At 44.3% G+C, this 15,028-nt stretch carries 12 protein-coding genes and 1 pseudogene; all 13 read right to left on the bottom strand.

Going from position 1 to position 15,028, the window contains the following annotated elements; translation table 11 throughout:
• Nucleotides 1-872: 872 nt before the first annotated feature.
• The gene (locus BMW61_RS18810) at nucleotides 873-1,496 is read right to left on the bottom strand and encodes a response regulator transcription factor (protein WP_026499571.1); all 624 of its coding nucleotides are present in this window, start codon (nucleotides 1,494-1,496) and stop codon (nucleotides 873-875) included.
• Nucleotides 1,497-1,499: 3 nt separating this feature from the next.
• Complete coding sequence (locus BMW61_RS18805) at nucleotides 1,500-2,750, bottom strand: sensor histidine kinase (protein WP_091825191.1); 1,251 nt, start codon at nucleotides 2,748-2,750, stop codon at nucleotides 1,500-1,502.
• Complete coding sequence (locus BMW61_RS18800) at nucleotides 2,747-4,360, bottom strand: LTA synthase family protein (RefSeq protein ID WP_091825188.1); 1,614 nt, start codon at nucleotides 4,358-4,360, stop codon at nucleotides 2,747-2,749. The genes BMW61_RS18805 and BMW61_RS18800 overlap by 4 nt, the downstream gene beginning before the upstream one ends.
• Before the next feature lie 163 nt (nucleotides 4,361-4,523).
• Nucleotides 4,524-7,022, bottom strand: a complete 2,499-nt coding sequence (locus BMW61_RS18795) for a glycoside hydrolase family 2 TIM barrel-domain containing protein (RefSeq protein WP_091825185.1) — start codon at nucleotides 7,020-7,022, stop codon at nucleotides 4,524-4,526.
• Between the two features lie 67 nt (nucleotides 7,023-7,089).
• Entirely contained in the window at nucleotides 7,090-7,734 is a 645-nt protein-coding gene (locus BMW61_RS18790; protein WP_091825182.1) for a cytidylate kinase-like family protein, read from the bottom strand.
• A gap of 2 nt (nucleotides 7,735-7,736) precedes the next feature.
• Nucleotides 7,737-8,447 (bottom strand): ABC transporter ATP-binding protein, encoded by a 711-nt coding sequence (locus BMW61_RS18785; RefSeq protein ID WP_022763034.1) that lies wholly within the window; start codon nucleotides 8,445-8,447, stop codon nucleotides 7,737-7,739.
• A gap of 122 nt (nucleotides 8,448-8,569) precedes the next feature.
• Nucleotides 8,570-9,328, bottom strand: coding sequence for an ABC transporter ATP-binding protein (locus BMW61_RS18780; RefSeq protein WP_022763035.1), 759 nt, complete (start codon nucleotides 9,326-9,328; stop codon nucleotides 8,570-8,572).
• 2 nt (nucleotides 9,329-9,330) lie between these two features.
• Nucleotides 9,331-10,371 (bottom strand): branched-chain amino acid ABC transporter permease, encoded by a 1,041-nt coding sequence (locus tag BMW61_RS18775; RefSeq protein ID WP_022763036.1) that lies wholly within the window; start codon nucleotides 10,369-10,371, stop codon nucleotides 9,331-9,333.
• Nucleotides 10,372-10,376: 5 nt separating this feature from the next.
• A complete protein-coding gene (locus BMW61_RS18770; protein ID WP_091825179.1) occupies nucleotides 10,377-11,261 on the bottom strand; it encodes a branched-chain amino acid ABC transporter permease in 885 nt (294 codons plus the stop codon).
• A 110-nt stretch (nucleotides 11,262-11,371) separates the two neighbouring features.
• Nucleotides 11,372-12,568: an ABC transporter substrate-binding protein gene (locus BMW61_RS18765; protein ID WP_026671404.1), complete on the bottom strand. Its 1,197-nt coding sequence runs from the start codon at nucleotides 12,566-12,568 to the stop codon at nucleotides 11,372-11,374.
• A gap of 159 nt (nucleotides 12,569-12,727) precedes the next feature.
• Complete coding sequence (gene radA, locus BMW61_RS18760; protein WP_091825176.1) at nucleotides 12,728-14,119, bottom strand: DNA repair protein RadA; 1,392 nt, start codon at nucleotides 14,117-14,119, stop codon at nucleotides 12,728-12,730.
• 38 nt (nucleotides 14,120-14,157) lie between these two features.
• On the bottom strand, nucleotides 14,158-14,613 hold the full coding sequence (locus BMW61_RS18755; RefSeq protein WP_175475298.1) for a DUF2752 domain-containing protein: 456 nt from the start codon (nucleotides 14,611-14,613) through the stop codon (nucleotides 14,158-14,160).
• A 171-nt stretch (nucleotides 14,614-14,784) separates the two neighbouring features.
• Nucleotides 14,785-15,028 (bottom strand): annotated as a pseudogene (locus BMW61_RS22970) (group II intron reverse transcriptase/maturase); the annotation flags it as partial.

The following is a 15,028-nucleotide window of genomic DNA, read 5'->3' as shown; positions in this document are numbered from 1 at the left end:
TCTATCTTGGCATCACAAGCACAACCTCATGCCCATATATCTGCCATATCTCATCTATCTTGGTCTCAAAAACCAAAATCCGTACCCATATCTCTTACATATCTCAACTATCTTGGTACTACAAGCCAAATCTCATACCCAGATACTCACAATATCTACTCTATCTTGGTCCAACAAACCAAAATCCATACCCAGATATCTTCCATTTATCAACTATCTTGGTATCACAAACCAATCTTCATGCCCAGATATCCGCCATATCTCAACTATCTTGGTACCATAAGCCCAATCTCATGCCCATATATCTGCCATATCTCTTCAATCTTGGTCTAACAAGCCAAAATCCATACCCAGATATCTTCCATTTATCAACTATCTTGGCATCACAAGCACAATCTCATACCCAGATATTCACTATATCCACTCTATCTTGGTACAACAAACAAAAATTCATACCCAAATATCAACCAAAGTACAAATATCTTGGTCCACGAACCTCCACATACGTGAAAAACCTCCACATACGTGAAAAACCTTCATATACGTAAAAGCCTCCACATACACAAATAGCCTCCCCACGCGCCACATTGTTCCTAGATTCAGAGCCGGAGGTAATAACCCAGCCACCGCGTAGCGGCTTTGCCCTTGATGGCACGAAAAATAACTGCTACACTGCTGCGATCGACGGGAAAACCTATTGTTCCTGAGTTCTTCGCCGTCGGTGATACACCCACAGCAGTTATTTTTTGCGCTGTCAAGGGTGGCGTCCGCACACCTCAGACAACGCACACACCACATTCACGCAATCAAGCAATAGCGTCCGCCTTCTCAGACCTACACTCATACACCACTATACCCAAGCACCAATCTCTCTAATCATTAATCACAAGCCCCAGTGTTCTTGCTTTAACCGCAAGTTCAAGCCTTGTGTGATAGCCTGTCTTCTGCAGCATATTTGAGATATGCATCTTTACAGTGGATGCTTCAACACACAGCTTCTCGGCAATTTCCTTATTAGAGGCACCGGTCACAAGTTCTCTTAGAATCTCGGTTTCTCTCTCAGTAAAATCAGTGCTCTGCGCGTTTCCGACCGTGACCTCCATATGTTTGCTTGGATAGACGGATTCGCCTTTCATCGTGCGCTCCATTATCTCGCGTATCGGCTGTTCCTGAACCTCCTTTTGCCAGAAGCTCTCGACGCCGATCTCCTTAGCTCTCTTTTCGTAAGAAAGTTCCGGCATGGACGTCACAATGATAATCTTAATGCCCGGCTTTTTTTTCTTTATCTTCTCTGCGGCCTCAAGCCCGCTCATACTCCCGGGGAACAGTACGTCAAGTATTACAAGGTCTGCGTCATGCGCTTCAAGAAAATCAAGTGCTTCTGTGGCTGTGGCAAAAGAAGCTCGCATCTCATAGCCTTCCATGCCATCCACAGCGCTCTCGAATATCTCTCTGATCATCCTGAAATCTTCAGCAATCACAACCCCGTACGACACTGACTAATCCTCCTTGGGCAAAATAATCTCCATGCAAAATTCGGGTGATGTGTATATCTTCATACTTCCGCCCACGCTCTCAATATCATGTCTGAGATTCCTTAGGCCACCCTTTTCCTCAATCTCTTTCTCCGGTTTCTTTCCATCATTTAGAAATGTAAGGATATAACTTCCGCCGGTTTCCTTAACCTTTATTGTAGCAAGTTTTCCGTCCGCGTGCTTTAACGTATTTCCAATATGTGCTGATATTGCTGAATCAACCACCGGAATGAGCTTAGTTTCCTTTGGCAGTTCTCCTACTATCTGCAGTTTAATGCCGAGTTTGTCAGCCTCCTTGGAAATCACATAATAAGGAAGCTCCCATTCTTCCTGTTCTTCGTTCAAAAGATGCCTGATATTATCCTTCCAAAGGTAAAGAAGTTCATCCCTGTCAACGCTCTGCGGCTCAGCAAGGTACCTTCTTGCTATGAGAATGCTCTGGCCTATGTTGTCATGAAGCGCAACCTTAAGCTGCAAAAGCTCACGGCTCATGGTCAGGTATTCTATTGTTCCAAGCAGAGCCTTAAGTCTGGTGTTTAGCTGCGCTGCTTTTGTTCGCCTCTCCTCAAGCTCCTGAGTAAGAGCATATTCTCTGCTGACATCGACCGCGATTATCTCCGGTATTTCCTTATTTTTTATGAAAAGCTTCTGCTTCCTTATGCTATAGGTTCTGCCATCCGAGCATCTTACAAGTGGAGCTTTCCCCTCAGAAACAGCCATTGCAGTTTCTGTTTCATTTAGCCTGTTGCAGAACTCGTTTCCATTGGTAACCCCTTTTCCGAACAGATCCACACTTATGTCCTGCATGGTCTGATTTACCATAAGCGGCATACCATCATTATCGTTGTAATAACAAAGGCCTGTCGGAAGCATGTCAAAAGCTTCCTTCACCGACATTGCAGAAATATGTGTCTCCTGCCATTTCCCTATTATATACTGCTGTGCTACCGCAATGAAAAGAAGAAGTATCTGAATAACCAAAAGAACCGGAAGCGGAAGCTCAAACTTTATCACATATAAACCTATATGGTGCATATCAAGAATCTGTAACAGCAGATTGGTAATAAGTGTCGCCACAATTGAAGCTATAATGTTTATCCTGCTTCTCTTTAAAAACAGAGACCTTATCGTATTATAGATAAAAGTCATCAGAATAATATACGTTACAGTGAGTATCATTCCTCTTGAGGCTAACGAAAGATTTCCATAGGTCATACTTCCACCTCCTTTGAAACAGTCACATAAAAAGTATCATCTTCGTTTCGGATAGAAAGCCTGCTTCCAAACTCCGTAAGCTCGCTCTTCTTCCAGTCCTGAGTAATAGTGCATACAGGCGAGTCAAAGATTATGGTAATCTCAAAGCGTTCGTTTTTCTCTAGTCTGACCATGCATGAATGAATGCTGTCCCATGCATCTTCCATCAGTTTCTCAAAAAGATCGTATGTAAATATTATAAACGAAGATGGCATATCTTCCACCATGTATTCCATAAGTTCGCAGCTAATACCTTTAAGCCCCATATAGTCCATAGATTCCCTGATAGCCAGGCATAGCTCCGCAGTTGAAACAATAGGGTTCTCATCAGATATAAGCATAAGATTTCCCATACGCTTTATGAATGCACTTAAGAAAGTTGCATAAATCAAATTCGCCCTTGAAACAGTTCCGCTTTCGTCCTTTTCCAAAAGCTCATAGACACGTGCAGCCTGCGGCCTTACAGCATTAGCTATACTGTTGTAAAGTCTGTTCTTGGTCTCAAATCTCACACGCTGGGCGCGAACTTCATTCTCCTGACGAATGAGGTCATTCTCTTCCTCAAGCTCCTCGGTTACCTCCGAGATTTCTTCGTTCAGCCTGTTTATAGATGACATGTCTACAACCCAGTTTATGTATCCTCCCGAAATAAATTCCTTTTTTATTCTATGATCCTTGTCCTTTTCATTGGGATTCCAGTTTTTAGAAGTCAAAATTGCCCTGCCGTCAGCATCGCAGATAGCCGCATTTATTCCGGAGTAATCAAACAAAAGCTCATACCCAGTGTTTGCGGGAATAAAGCCTATCTGAATTCCACTTTCAAAAATCGTGATAAACGGGAAGCAGAATGCTTCCTGAAGATGATAGATTTTTTGTCCAAAAAGAACCGGCGAACCGCCTACAACAATATAAATAACAAGCAAGGACATTCCTATCACAAGCCATATTGCAGGAATATACCAGGATTTTCTGGCTGATGAAATGCTGCATCTTTTCATGAAAACAACAAGTGAGCCTATACCCAGTACTGCCATCCATGCAAAGACAAGAACATATCCCCATTTTCTGCTGTATTCAATAGGTTCCTCACCGTAGAAACTGAATACCTGCTTATGAAAAGAATTCGTCATGACAAATATCACCAGCATGACCTCTGCGACTATTAGTATCCGCTCAGCTATCCGGACACGCTTTATGCTTCTGACAGGCTCAGTGTACAGTGCCGCCATCATGCCAAGGAGCGGAATTGCCGTCATAGGTATATAGTAGGCATACCAAATATATGTGCTTATAATAGGACAATCATCAAAGAAATTAAATCTGGATACGCGCAGAACAAAAAGAACGACCATAAAGCCGCTGACATAGAGAAGTCTCTTTTTAATTGCACCATTAAGGATTCTGCGCCTAACCATCAGTCCCCAGGCGATGAACAGTGTGCAGTACAAAATGGATGAAATATGATCAACATATGGATACAGTGGTTTATAGATATCGAAAACAAAAGCAGCTACAGCTATCCCGCAAAGGATAGCCAGCACTTTTTTATTTGTTAACCCAAATCTGTCCAATCACACCCTCCCCCGGCAATAATAGCCTTCCACAATATTGTATCACTAATACTTCGTCGATAAAATTGCGATATTTAGTATAGAATGATATATAACCATTGTAAAAGAATCTATTATTTCTTACTACCGCCAAATGGTGGTAATTGGGTGATTAAACTGTTTTTCATGCTATATCAAAATGCTCTTCAACCGAAGGAAGCTCATTCGCAGAGATTTCAAGCGTTACCTGGCCTTTTTCATATCCGGCGCGGATAATAGCCATCGCCCGGCCGCGGAATGTTACGGTTCTTCCATCGGTGTAATTATCCTCGGTTACCGGATTTGCTGAGCCAAACCCTGAAAGGACTGCAATATCATGCCTCTCCTCATTTCGCTCGGTCTCAGCATCATCCGTCAGTTTAGCTTCTATTGCAATTTCTGCATCGGGAATTATATTTCCTTCGCCATCAACAATTTCTATTCCGACATAAATAAGATCGTGACCGTCAGCCTTCATCTCTTTCTTTTCAGGAATAAGACGTATACGGTCAGGCTCTCCTGTAGTTGTTAAAACATCCCTGCTTACTTCCTTTCCGTCTAAGAAGCTTATTGCCTCCACTTTTCCGGGTTCATATGTTGTATCGAAGAATGCGCAATTCGGCATAGGACGTTCAACAGATACAGGCTTTCTTCCGAGTGTTTTACCGTTCACGAATACTTCAACCTCATCCGCATTTGAGAATACGGCAAGTCTTACCGGCTCATCTTCATATCCTGCATAATTCCAGCATGAAGCCAGTGCCGGGAATCCCCACAGTGTCATCATCTCAGTCTTTCCATAAGTATCAGGATGCATTGAAAACAGGTGTGTTTTCCCGCTTCCCCAGACGATGCTTCTGTACGCACCTTGTGGCAGCATGTGTCCCGTAATATCAAAATCTTCATCATTGGCAAGACGCCAGGGATAGGGCGATCCGCTTGGAGGCATAAGATACCAGCCACCTGTCTTTACACGCTCGTCATCGGCTTCAATATAATCAGCCTTTCCTATTCCGGCTTCTCCGATATAATCCCATGCAGTCCACGTGAACTCTCCTATTACGTAGGGCAGTTTTTCCACAAGAGGCCATCTAAAGCCTACTTCTTTAGGAAAATTCTCTGATCCCAGTATTACTCTTTCAGGAAACATCTTATGATCGCGCTCATAGATATCCTCCATGTAGTTGTATCCCACTATATCAAGCCCGTTGGTGAAGGGTTCCGTCATCGTTTCCCAGCTTCCGTCATTAAGACCATTTGCGGAATTCTGCTCCTGACTCTGATTTTTCATAAGTTTGTCATCCAGGCCACTCCAGAAGGAACAAATGCCGTTGCTTACAGGTCTTGATCCGTCCAACACTCTGATAGTCTCCGCAAGCTGAGTTGCAAGTGTATAGCCGTTATCAAGTCCCCCTCTCTCCGGTATCTCATTTCCCGTTGACCATAGGATAACAGCAGGATGATTTCTGTCTCTTCGGACAAAATCAGTCAGATCCCTTTTCCAGTCTGTATCAAAGAACTGACTATAATCTCCACCTCTCTTTGCCATTCCCCACGCATCAAAGGCCTCATCGAATACATACATTCCAATTCTGTCACAAGCCTCTATCAGAGCTGCAGATGGCGGATTATGCGCAGTTCGTACAGCATTAAAACCTAATTCCTTGAGCTTTTTTATCTTTCTTGCTTCAGTCTCATATAAAGAAACAGCACCAAGAAGTCCATTGTCATGATGAAGGCAGCCGCCTTTGAGTTTTACTGACTTCCCGTTAATCCTTAGTCCTCTTATTGCATCCGCAGTGATTGTTCGAACTCCAAAAAGTGTCTCAGCCTCATCAATCTCATCGTTTTTCTTTGGAATGAAATGTGTGCGGTATACTCCAAGGCTCTTAACACTTGTCTTTACTCTGTATAGATTCGGATTATCCGCATCCCAAAGTTTTGGATTATTTAAAATCATTGCCATTCTGGCGTTCTCTGTTTTTCCGGGGTTTATCTGTATAACGCGTTTCGTAGTAGTCTTTACAGCACCGGTATCCTCTTCACAAATTGACACAGTAACTTCAACCAGACTGTTTTCTGTCGTGGAATTTTGAACTTCCACATTGGCCTCCAGAAAAGCGTTTCCCTCACTCACTTCCTTCGTGTATACAAAAACTCCGTTCTGAACAACATGCACTCTGGGCCCGCAGCAGATCATAACTCCTCTGTAAAGTCCTGATCCTGTATACCAGCGTGAGTTAACATGCATACTGGTATTGCAGTTTATCGTTATCCGGTTTTCCTCTCCAAAGGTTACGTAATCCGTAAGATCTACATAAAACGGAGCATAGCCATAGTGCCGGCTGCCAACCTTACACCCGTTTACATCAACTGTCACATTCATCATTGCGCCGTCAAAAGAAAGACCTACGCAGCCTTTTTCCCATTCCTTGGGAATAAAAATGTTTTTAGTATAATTTGTGAGACCGCCTTTGAAATACCCGCTGTCAGACTTAGCAGGCGCATCCGGTGAAACCGGTGTTCCTATCATTCCATCATGAGGAAGATTAACTATTTCACCCGGGTCCTCCTCCAGCATTCCAAGTGAATCAATAAAGCTTCTTCTGAAAATCCAACTGTCATCGATGCATATGCTCTTCATTTTATCCCCCAACCTCAGCTTAATATGCGATGTCTGTTTTCTTGCTTTATATAATTATCCTAAATTATCAGTCAAAGCAGTCCTCGCCGAATCTGACTCTTGCGTAGCCCTTGATGGCTTCCACGCACTTTTCAAAACCGAGCTTTCCACTGTCGAGACAGAGGTCATAATTCAAAGCATCGGTCCAGACATGGCCTGTATGATATTCATAGTAGTCTGCTCTTGCCTTATCAATCTGAGCAATATATTTTTCAAGGTCCTTTCCCGTGAGGGGCTGAACCTTGCCTGCTTCCTGCATGAGGAAATCCTGATCAGCATGAACAAATACGCTCATGACATTGTCGTAATCCTTCAGCACAAAATCTGCACAGCGTCCGATGATTACGCAGGGCTCTTTCATTACGGCAAGCATCTTAAGTGCATTTGCCTGATAGCTGAAAATGTCCTCATCTGAGGCAACATTATAATCGCCGGGCTTTTTTACTTTTCCGTCATAAACCTTGGGCCCCAGCGCTATCTTGTTCTTCCAGTTGTTTCTCACTTTCTCGTCGGCATCGACAAAATAGCTTTCGTTTATTCCGCTGATGTCTGATGCAACCTTGGAAAGTTCCTTATCATAATAGTGAATGCCCAGCTCTTCGGCGAGCATTTTTCCTACGGTGCGTCCGCCGCTGCCGTACTGTCTTGCAATAGTGATGACGATGTTTTTCATGTTTACTCTCCCAGATATGCCTTCTTAATTGCTTCGTCGTTGAGAAGATCGCTTGCCGGACCTTCCTTGACGATGCTTCCTGTCTCGAGGACATAAGCTCTGTCGGCGATAGTTAATGCTTTTCTCGCGTTCTGCTCAACAAGGAGCACGGTAACGCCATCCTTGTTCACGTCCTCGATGATACTGAAAATCTCATTTACAAATATCGGTGAAAGTCCCATTGAAGGTTCATCCATTAATATTATATCAGGATGTGACATGAGTGCGCGACCCATTGCAAGCATCTGCTGCTCACCGCCTGAGAGTGTTCCCGATATCTGATTCTGTCTCTCCTCAAGTCTCGGGAATCTCTTGAATACCATTTCAAGGGTTGACTGAAATTCCGCGGCATCGTTTCTGGTATAGGCTCCCATTTTCAGATTCTGTAAAACGGTCATATCCGCGAAAACGCGTCTGCCTTCGGGTACCTGCGCCATTCCAAGAGATACGATTTTGTGCCCCGGTGTTGTCACAAGATTTTTATCCTTATAGATTATCTCACCCTCCGAGGGCTTAAGAAGTCCCGAGAGTGTATGAAGTGTTGTTGTTTTTCCGGCGCCGTTTGCACCGATAAGAGCTACGATTTCTCCCTTATCTACATGAAAAGAGATGCCCTTGAGGGCCTTTATAACGCCGTAGTTTACGCTTAGATTTTTTACATCAAGTAAAGACATTTGTTCTCCTAACCCCTCATCCGGCACTTCGTGCCACCTTCCCCCAGTGAGGGAAGGCAGAGAGTGTATTACTTCGTGCCACCTTCCCCCAGTGGGGGAAGACAGAGAGTGTATTCTATCTGTTATTCACCAAGGTACGCCTTAATTACTTCCGGATCCTGCAAAACTTCCTTGGTCTCGCCCTGTTTTAATACCCGGCCGAAGTTGAGTACTGTGAGCTTCTCACAGATTCCGGACACGAGCTTCATGTCATGCTCGATCAGCAGGATCGTCATGTCGAATTCCTTGCGGACTAGGGCGATGGTCTCCATGAGCTCTGCTGTCTCGTTGGGGTTCATGCCTGCCGCGGGTTCATCGAGAAGAAGGAGCTTCGGTGATGTTGCCATAGCTCTTGCGATCTCGAGCTTTCTCTGCTTACCGTAGGGGAGGTTGCTTGCAAGGACGTCCCTCTCCTTATCAAGATCGAACACCTTGAGGAGCTTTAAAGCCTCCTCGTCCATTTCTTTTTCAAGCTTTCTGTATTTTCCGAGATGCAAGACACTCTCAAGTGTGCTGTACTTGAAGCGCTCGGTCAGTCCGACCTTAACGTTGTCGATCACCGACATCTGGTGAAACAGTCTGATATTCTGAAAAGTTCTTGCGATTCCGGCGTGATTTATCTCGATGGTATTTTTCCTGGTGATGTCCTCACCGTCGAGACGGATGATGCCTTCGTTCGGCTTGTAAACACCTGTAAGAAGGTTGAATACCGTGGTCTTTCCTGCACCGTTAGGTCCGATGAGTCCGTAGAGCTCGCCCTTTTGTATCTCAAGGGAAAAGTCATCAACGGCACGAAGTCCTCCAAACGCAATACTTAAATTGTTAACCTGAAGTAATGTCATAATTACGCATTCCTTTTAATAAATTTGTGTGCTACTTTTTCTCTCCACTCTATCGCTGCGGGTGCCCAGTTAAAGAGCATCATTGCAATAAGCACGATTGAGTAGATCAGCATTCTGTAGGTGTTAAGACCTCTGAGCATCTCAGGAAGAAGATACAGGATTGCAGCCGCAATGACTGAGCCCCTGATATTTCCGATTCCGCCAAGCACCACATACACAAGGATCATGATGGAAGCATTATATCCAAAGTACTGTGAGGTCGCCGTAAGTGATGTGATATTGTGTGAAAAGAGCACGCCTGCAGCACCTGCAATTGCAGCCGAAATTGTGAAGGCAAGCATTTTATACTTGGTGACATTGATGCCTGCGGATTCAGCCGCGATACTGTTGTCACGAACTGCCATGATAGCACGTCCGTCCCTCGAGTTCATGAGGTTAAGTACCACGAAAAGTGCAAGCAAAAGTACAACAATTGCGATGGTAAAGTTCGCATCTCTGGGGGTACCTGTGATTCCCATGGCTCCGTTTATTATTACCTGTCCGTCGGGCTCCATTCCGAGATCCATTACATTATTCAGTGAAATGTGAGGTCCCTTTGAATCAACACCGAAGTAGATTGCATTTATAACGTTTTTGATAATCTCACCAAACGCCAGAGTGACGATGGCGAGGTAGTCTCCCTTAAGTCTTAGTACGGGAATTCCTATTAAAAATCCGAACAGCGCAGCAAATGCGATTCCCACAACAAATGCCAGGAAGAATCTCGGCGCTGCCGGCAGAGTATTCTGAGTCAGTTTTGAGAAAACAGCACTCGCAAATGCACCTATACACATAAATCCGCAGTGGCCTATACTTAGCTCTCCGAGGATTCCGACGCAGAGATTAAGCGCAACGGCAATAACCGCATAATAGGTCATGGGTACGAGTAGTCCCTTCAAATGGCTTGAAAGGTTGCCGGTTTTCATAAGTATCTCCATGATCAGATATAACGCGATCACGATTCCGTAAGTTATAAGTTGGTCTTTGAATTTTTTCTTTGTCATGGCGGTTACACTTTCTCTTGAATTTTCTTTCCTAATAATCCCGTAGGTTTAACGAGCAGCACTACAATGAGGATTCCGAAAACAATCGCATCCGAAAGCTGTGAGGAGATGTAGGTTCTGCTGAGAATCTCAACTATACCGAGCACCAGTCCTCCGATCATTGCGCCTGGAATTGATCCGATTCCGCCGAATACCGCTGCCACGAAGGCTTTGATTCCGGGCATCGCACCAAGGTAAGGTGAAAGTGACGGATATGCTGAGCAGAGAAGTGCTCCCGCGATAGCAGCAAGAGCTGAACCTATTGCAAAGGTAAGGGAAATGGTTTTATTTACATTTATCCCCATGAGCATAGCTGCGCCTTTGTCCTCGGCAACAGCAAGCATAGCCTGTCCTTCTCTTGTCTTGTGGATGAAAAGCTGAAGCACAATAAGGATTACCACACTTGAAAGGATGGTAATAATTGTTACTCCCTGGATTTTCAGATCACCACCTGCAAAGGAAAGTCCCTGCCATGAAACAACCGATGAAAACGATTTGATATCTGCTCCGAAAATAAGAAGAGCAAGATTTTCAAGAAAATAACTGACACCAATTGCAGTTATAAGAACAGCCAGAGGAGAAGCTGCGCCTCTCAGGGGCTTGTATGCCACCTTCTCCGTTGTGATTCCGAGCAGTGTACACAGAATCACTGCGGCGATAAGTCCCACGACGGTATTGCCATTTAATGTGGAACAGATTGTAAAAATGACATAACATCCCACCATGATGAAATCACCGTGTGCAAAATTCAGCATTTTGGCAATTCCGTATACCATAGTGTAGCCAAGGGCGATAATAGCATAGATACTCCCCAGACTAAGTCCGTTAATCAGATAGATCAAGAAGCTCATATTTCCTCCAACAAAGATTTGTAAATATGGAACGAGGAATGCCTTTGACAGCATTCCTCGCCACCTCGCGATATGAAAATTATATCAAAAAATAATCTTTTATAACACTATTATTCTGCTGTAACGTAAGCGCCGTCCTTAATAACAACAGCCTTAGGCTCCTTGTTGGGCTCGCCGCTTGCATCCCATGTCATAGTGTCTGATGTAAGACCTGAAGCTGTGATTGTAACAATCTTGCCCTTTACAGCCTCGCAGAGATCGCTGACACTCATATCAGGTGTAGCACCTGCCTCTTCAAGGCACTGCTTAATGATGTAAACTGCATCGTAAGCGTCTGCTCCGAACTGGTTAGGTGTCTCGCCGTATTTTTCCTTGTAGTTCTTAACGTAGTTAACTGTGAGATCATCTGTTGCATCAGCTGCGAAAGGTGTAAGAAGCATAAGTCCTTCTGCAAGTGATGTATCGAAGTTCTCAACTGTAAGGATACCATCCATACCGTCTACACCGAAGAATATAGGAGCATATCCCATTGTGTTAGCCTGTGTAAGGATAAGTGATGCCTCTGTATAGTAGATAGGAAGGAACAGAAGCTCTGCGCCTGCGTCCTTAGCCTTCTGAAGCTGAACTGAGAAGTCTGTCTTGGAATCAGCTGTGAAAGCCTCAGCAGAAACTACGTCAAATCCCTGATTAACAGCTTCCTGTGCAAATGTCTGATAGATACCTGATGAATATACATCTGAGCTGTCGTAGATGATAGCTACCTTAGATGCAAGCTTGTGGCTTCCGATGTACTGTGCTGAAGCAAGTCCCTGGTTAGGATCTGAGAAGCATACACGGAAAACATTGTCATAAGCTACGCAGTCAGCAGCTGAAGCTGAAGGTGTAAGCTGGAACATATTGTCCTCATGTGTGTTCTCACTAACTGCGAGTGAGCAAGCACTTGTTGTTGAACCAACAAGGAACTGCATCCCCCAGTCCTTAAGTGTGTTATAAGCGTTTACGGACTTCTCTGCGTTAAGCTCGTCGTCCTCACCCTTCATCTCAACCTGATATCCGTTGATACCACCGTTAGCATTGATCTCATTTACTGCAAGTTCTACCGAATTAACAACAGCAAGACCATATGCAGCAGCACCACCTGTGAGAGGTCCGATTGAACCGATTTTAAAAGTAGCTCCGCTTGCTGAACTCTCAGTAGCTGTGCCCTCTCCTGTAGATGCTGTGTTACCGCCTGCATTGCCGCCGCAACCTGCAATTGTTCCTGCAAGAAGTGCTGATGCTGCAAGTAAACTGATCACACTCTTCATCTTCTTCATAATTTGTCCTCCTCGTTTTTACGAATGTTACATATACTATGTTACGCACATTTATAATTGCTTATACATGTATACAATGTAATTAGTTAAAACTTTACAGTATTAAAGTAATTATGTCAACTACCATTTGGGCCGACAGCAATTTACGAATCACCTTATCATGCCAACCGCTTCCTGAATTGAAGAAACTCCGATGATCTTAATATCCTTGAAAGCACTCTTAAGTTTTGCCTCTGCGGACTTTGGAACAAGGCAGGTCTTAAAGCCCAGTCTTGCTGCCTCTGACACTCTGATGTCAGGCATATTAACAGAGCGCACCTCTCCCGAGAGTCCGACTTCACCGAAGGCAATCACGTCATCCGGAATAGGTCTGTTGCGGAAACTCGATACAATTGCCATACACATCGAAAGGTCGAGTGCCGGCTCTATGAGCTTCATTCCACCTGCGAGGTTTATATAGCAATCATATGATGAGAGTTCAAGTCCCACTCGTTTTTCGAGAACTGCCATAAGCAGGTTCACGCGGTTGTAATCGGTTCCGTTCGCCTGGCGCCTTGGGAAATTAAAATTGGTGTGACTTACCAGCGCCTGAATCTCTATAAGAATCGGTCTTGTTCCCTCGATGGAGCAGGTAACCACTGAACCGCTGGCATTTTCCGGCTTTCCTTCAAGCATGAACTCCGAAGGATTCTCGACTTCCGCAAGTCCTTCCTGCCTCATCTCGAATACACCTATCTCGTTTGTGGAGCCAAAGCGGTTTTTAACAGCTCTTAATATTCTGTATGAGGCATGTCTGTCACCCTCGAAGTAGAGCACGGTATCCACCATGTGCTCGAGGACTCTGGGACCTGCCACGGTTCCTTCCTTTGTCACATGTCCAACAATGAAAATCGAGACCCCAAGCTGCTTGGCAATACGCATAAGAACAGCCGTTGACTCCCTTACCTGGGATACGCTGCCAGGAGCAGAGCTTACGTTTTCATTGAACATCGTCTGAATTGAGTCGATAATGACGACATCCGGATTCTGCCTTCTGATGGTCTCCTCGATCGTTCCGAGATCTGTTTCGCACAGCAATGTCATATCGTCTGTGAACTCGCCAATTCTGTTGGCACGAAGTTTAATCTGCTGGAGCGATTCCTCTCCCGAAATGTAAAGAATTTTTCTCTTGTCAGCCGCAAGGAGCCTTGCTGTCTGAAGAAGCAGGGTTGATTTACCGATTCCGGGATCGCCGCCCACAAGTGTAAGGGAGCCCTTGACCAGGCCTCCTCCGAGAACTCTGTTAAGTTCACCTATGTGTGTATCAAATCTGTCCTCTTCATTAAGAGTGATCTCCGAAAGCTTCATAGGCTTATTCTGCGCCTCTCCGCTTCCTGCAATACCGCTAATGTTTCTCTTGGACGATTTTCCTGTCACCGAGGGTTTTATCGTCTCCTCCACGAAGCTGTTCCACTCCTTACAGCCGGGACACTGTCCCATCCATTTTGCGGACTCATAGCCGCAGCTCTGACAGAAGAATACTGTTTTTATCTTTGTTGCCATAATTTATTTCATTACCTTTTCTTTTATATTTGAATTTTTTATTGAAAAAAAGATGTTACTGCACTATCGTACTTAGGACTGATAAAAGCCAAAAAATTCTGGTGAGTATAAACCATCGGCTCTGTACTGGGGAACACGTGCGTAAGTCTCCATATGTAAACACCTATGGTTATGGTTGCTACTATTAACAGCGGATATTTAAGAGCGTTAAAACTCTTCCCCTGAACATATCGCTGATAAGCTCCTATTATCAGCACCACAATCCAAAACGGATACGAAGGATTGTACTGCATCGCCCTTATCGGATGGAGCGTGATGAAACTGATAAGTGCTCTCGTCATCCCGCACCCGGGGCACGGAAAGCCTGTCACAATCACCATGGGGCAGAAACGATGAAAAATCAATGTGACCGCAAACCATGCAAACACAATTACCAATATCGGAAGGCCATTATGCCGGATATCCTCTTTTATGCGATTTTTAATGAGTGCCATTTTTTCTCCCGGCATATAATATCCTTATATTTCATAGTGTTTAAAATACATTATAGTGTTCATTCTACACCAATCTTGCATCAATCGAGTAGGAGGAATTTCTCACAAGTGAGAAATTCCGACCTCTCACACCACCGTACGTACGGTTCCGTATACGGCGGTTCAATCAACTTAACAAGTAACACATCTTTCGGTGTAGTAATCTAACATTGAGACTAATCCAAAGCGGGTTAGTCTTTCTTTGTTTATCGCAAAGTTCATTACTCTTCGTTGACATACGTAGGCTATCCTCTTACCCGTATAGGCTGTAATCCAAGCCGTGTCTTTATCAACTCCAAGCTTCATCAAATTCATTATACGATTCTGTGGAGTTTTCCAATGTTTCCAAATACACATACGCAATCTAAAACGAATT

It is taken from the genome of Butyrivibrio sp. ob235, assembly GCF_900109475.1.
Lineage (GTDB): Bacteria > Bacillota > Clostridia > Lachnospirales > Lachnospiraceae > Butyrivibrio.
Note: the sequence above shows the minus strand (reverse complement) of the source record. Positions and strands in the feature narration are given on the sequence as shown.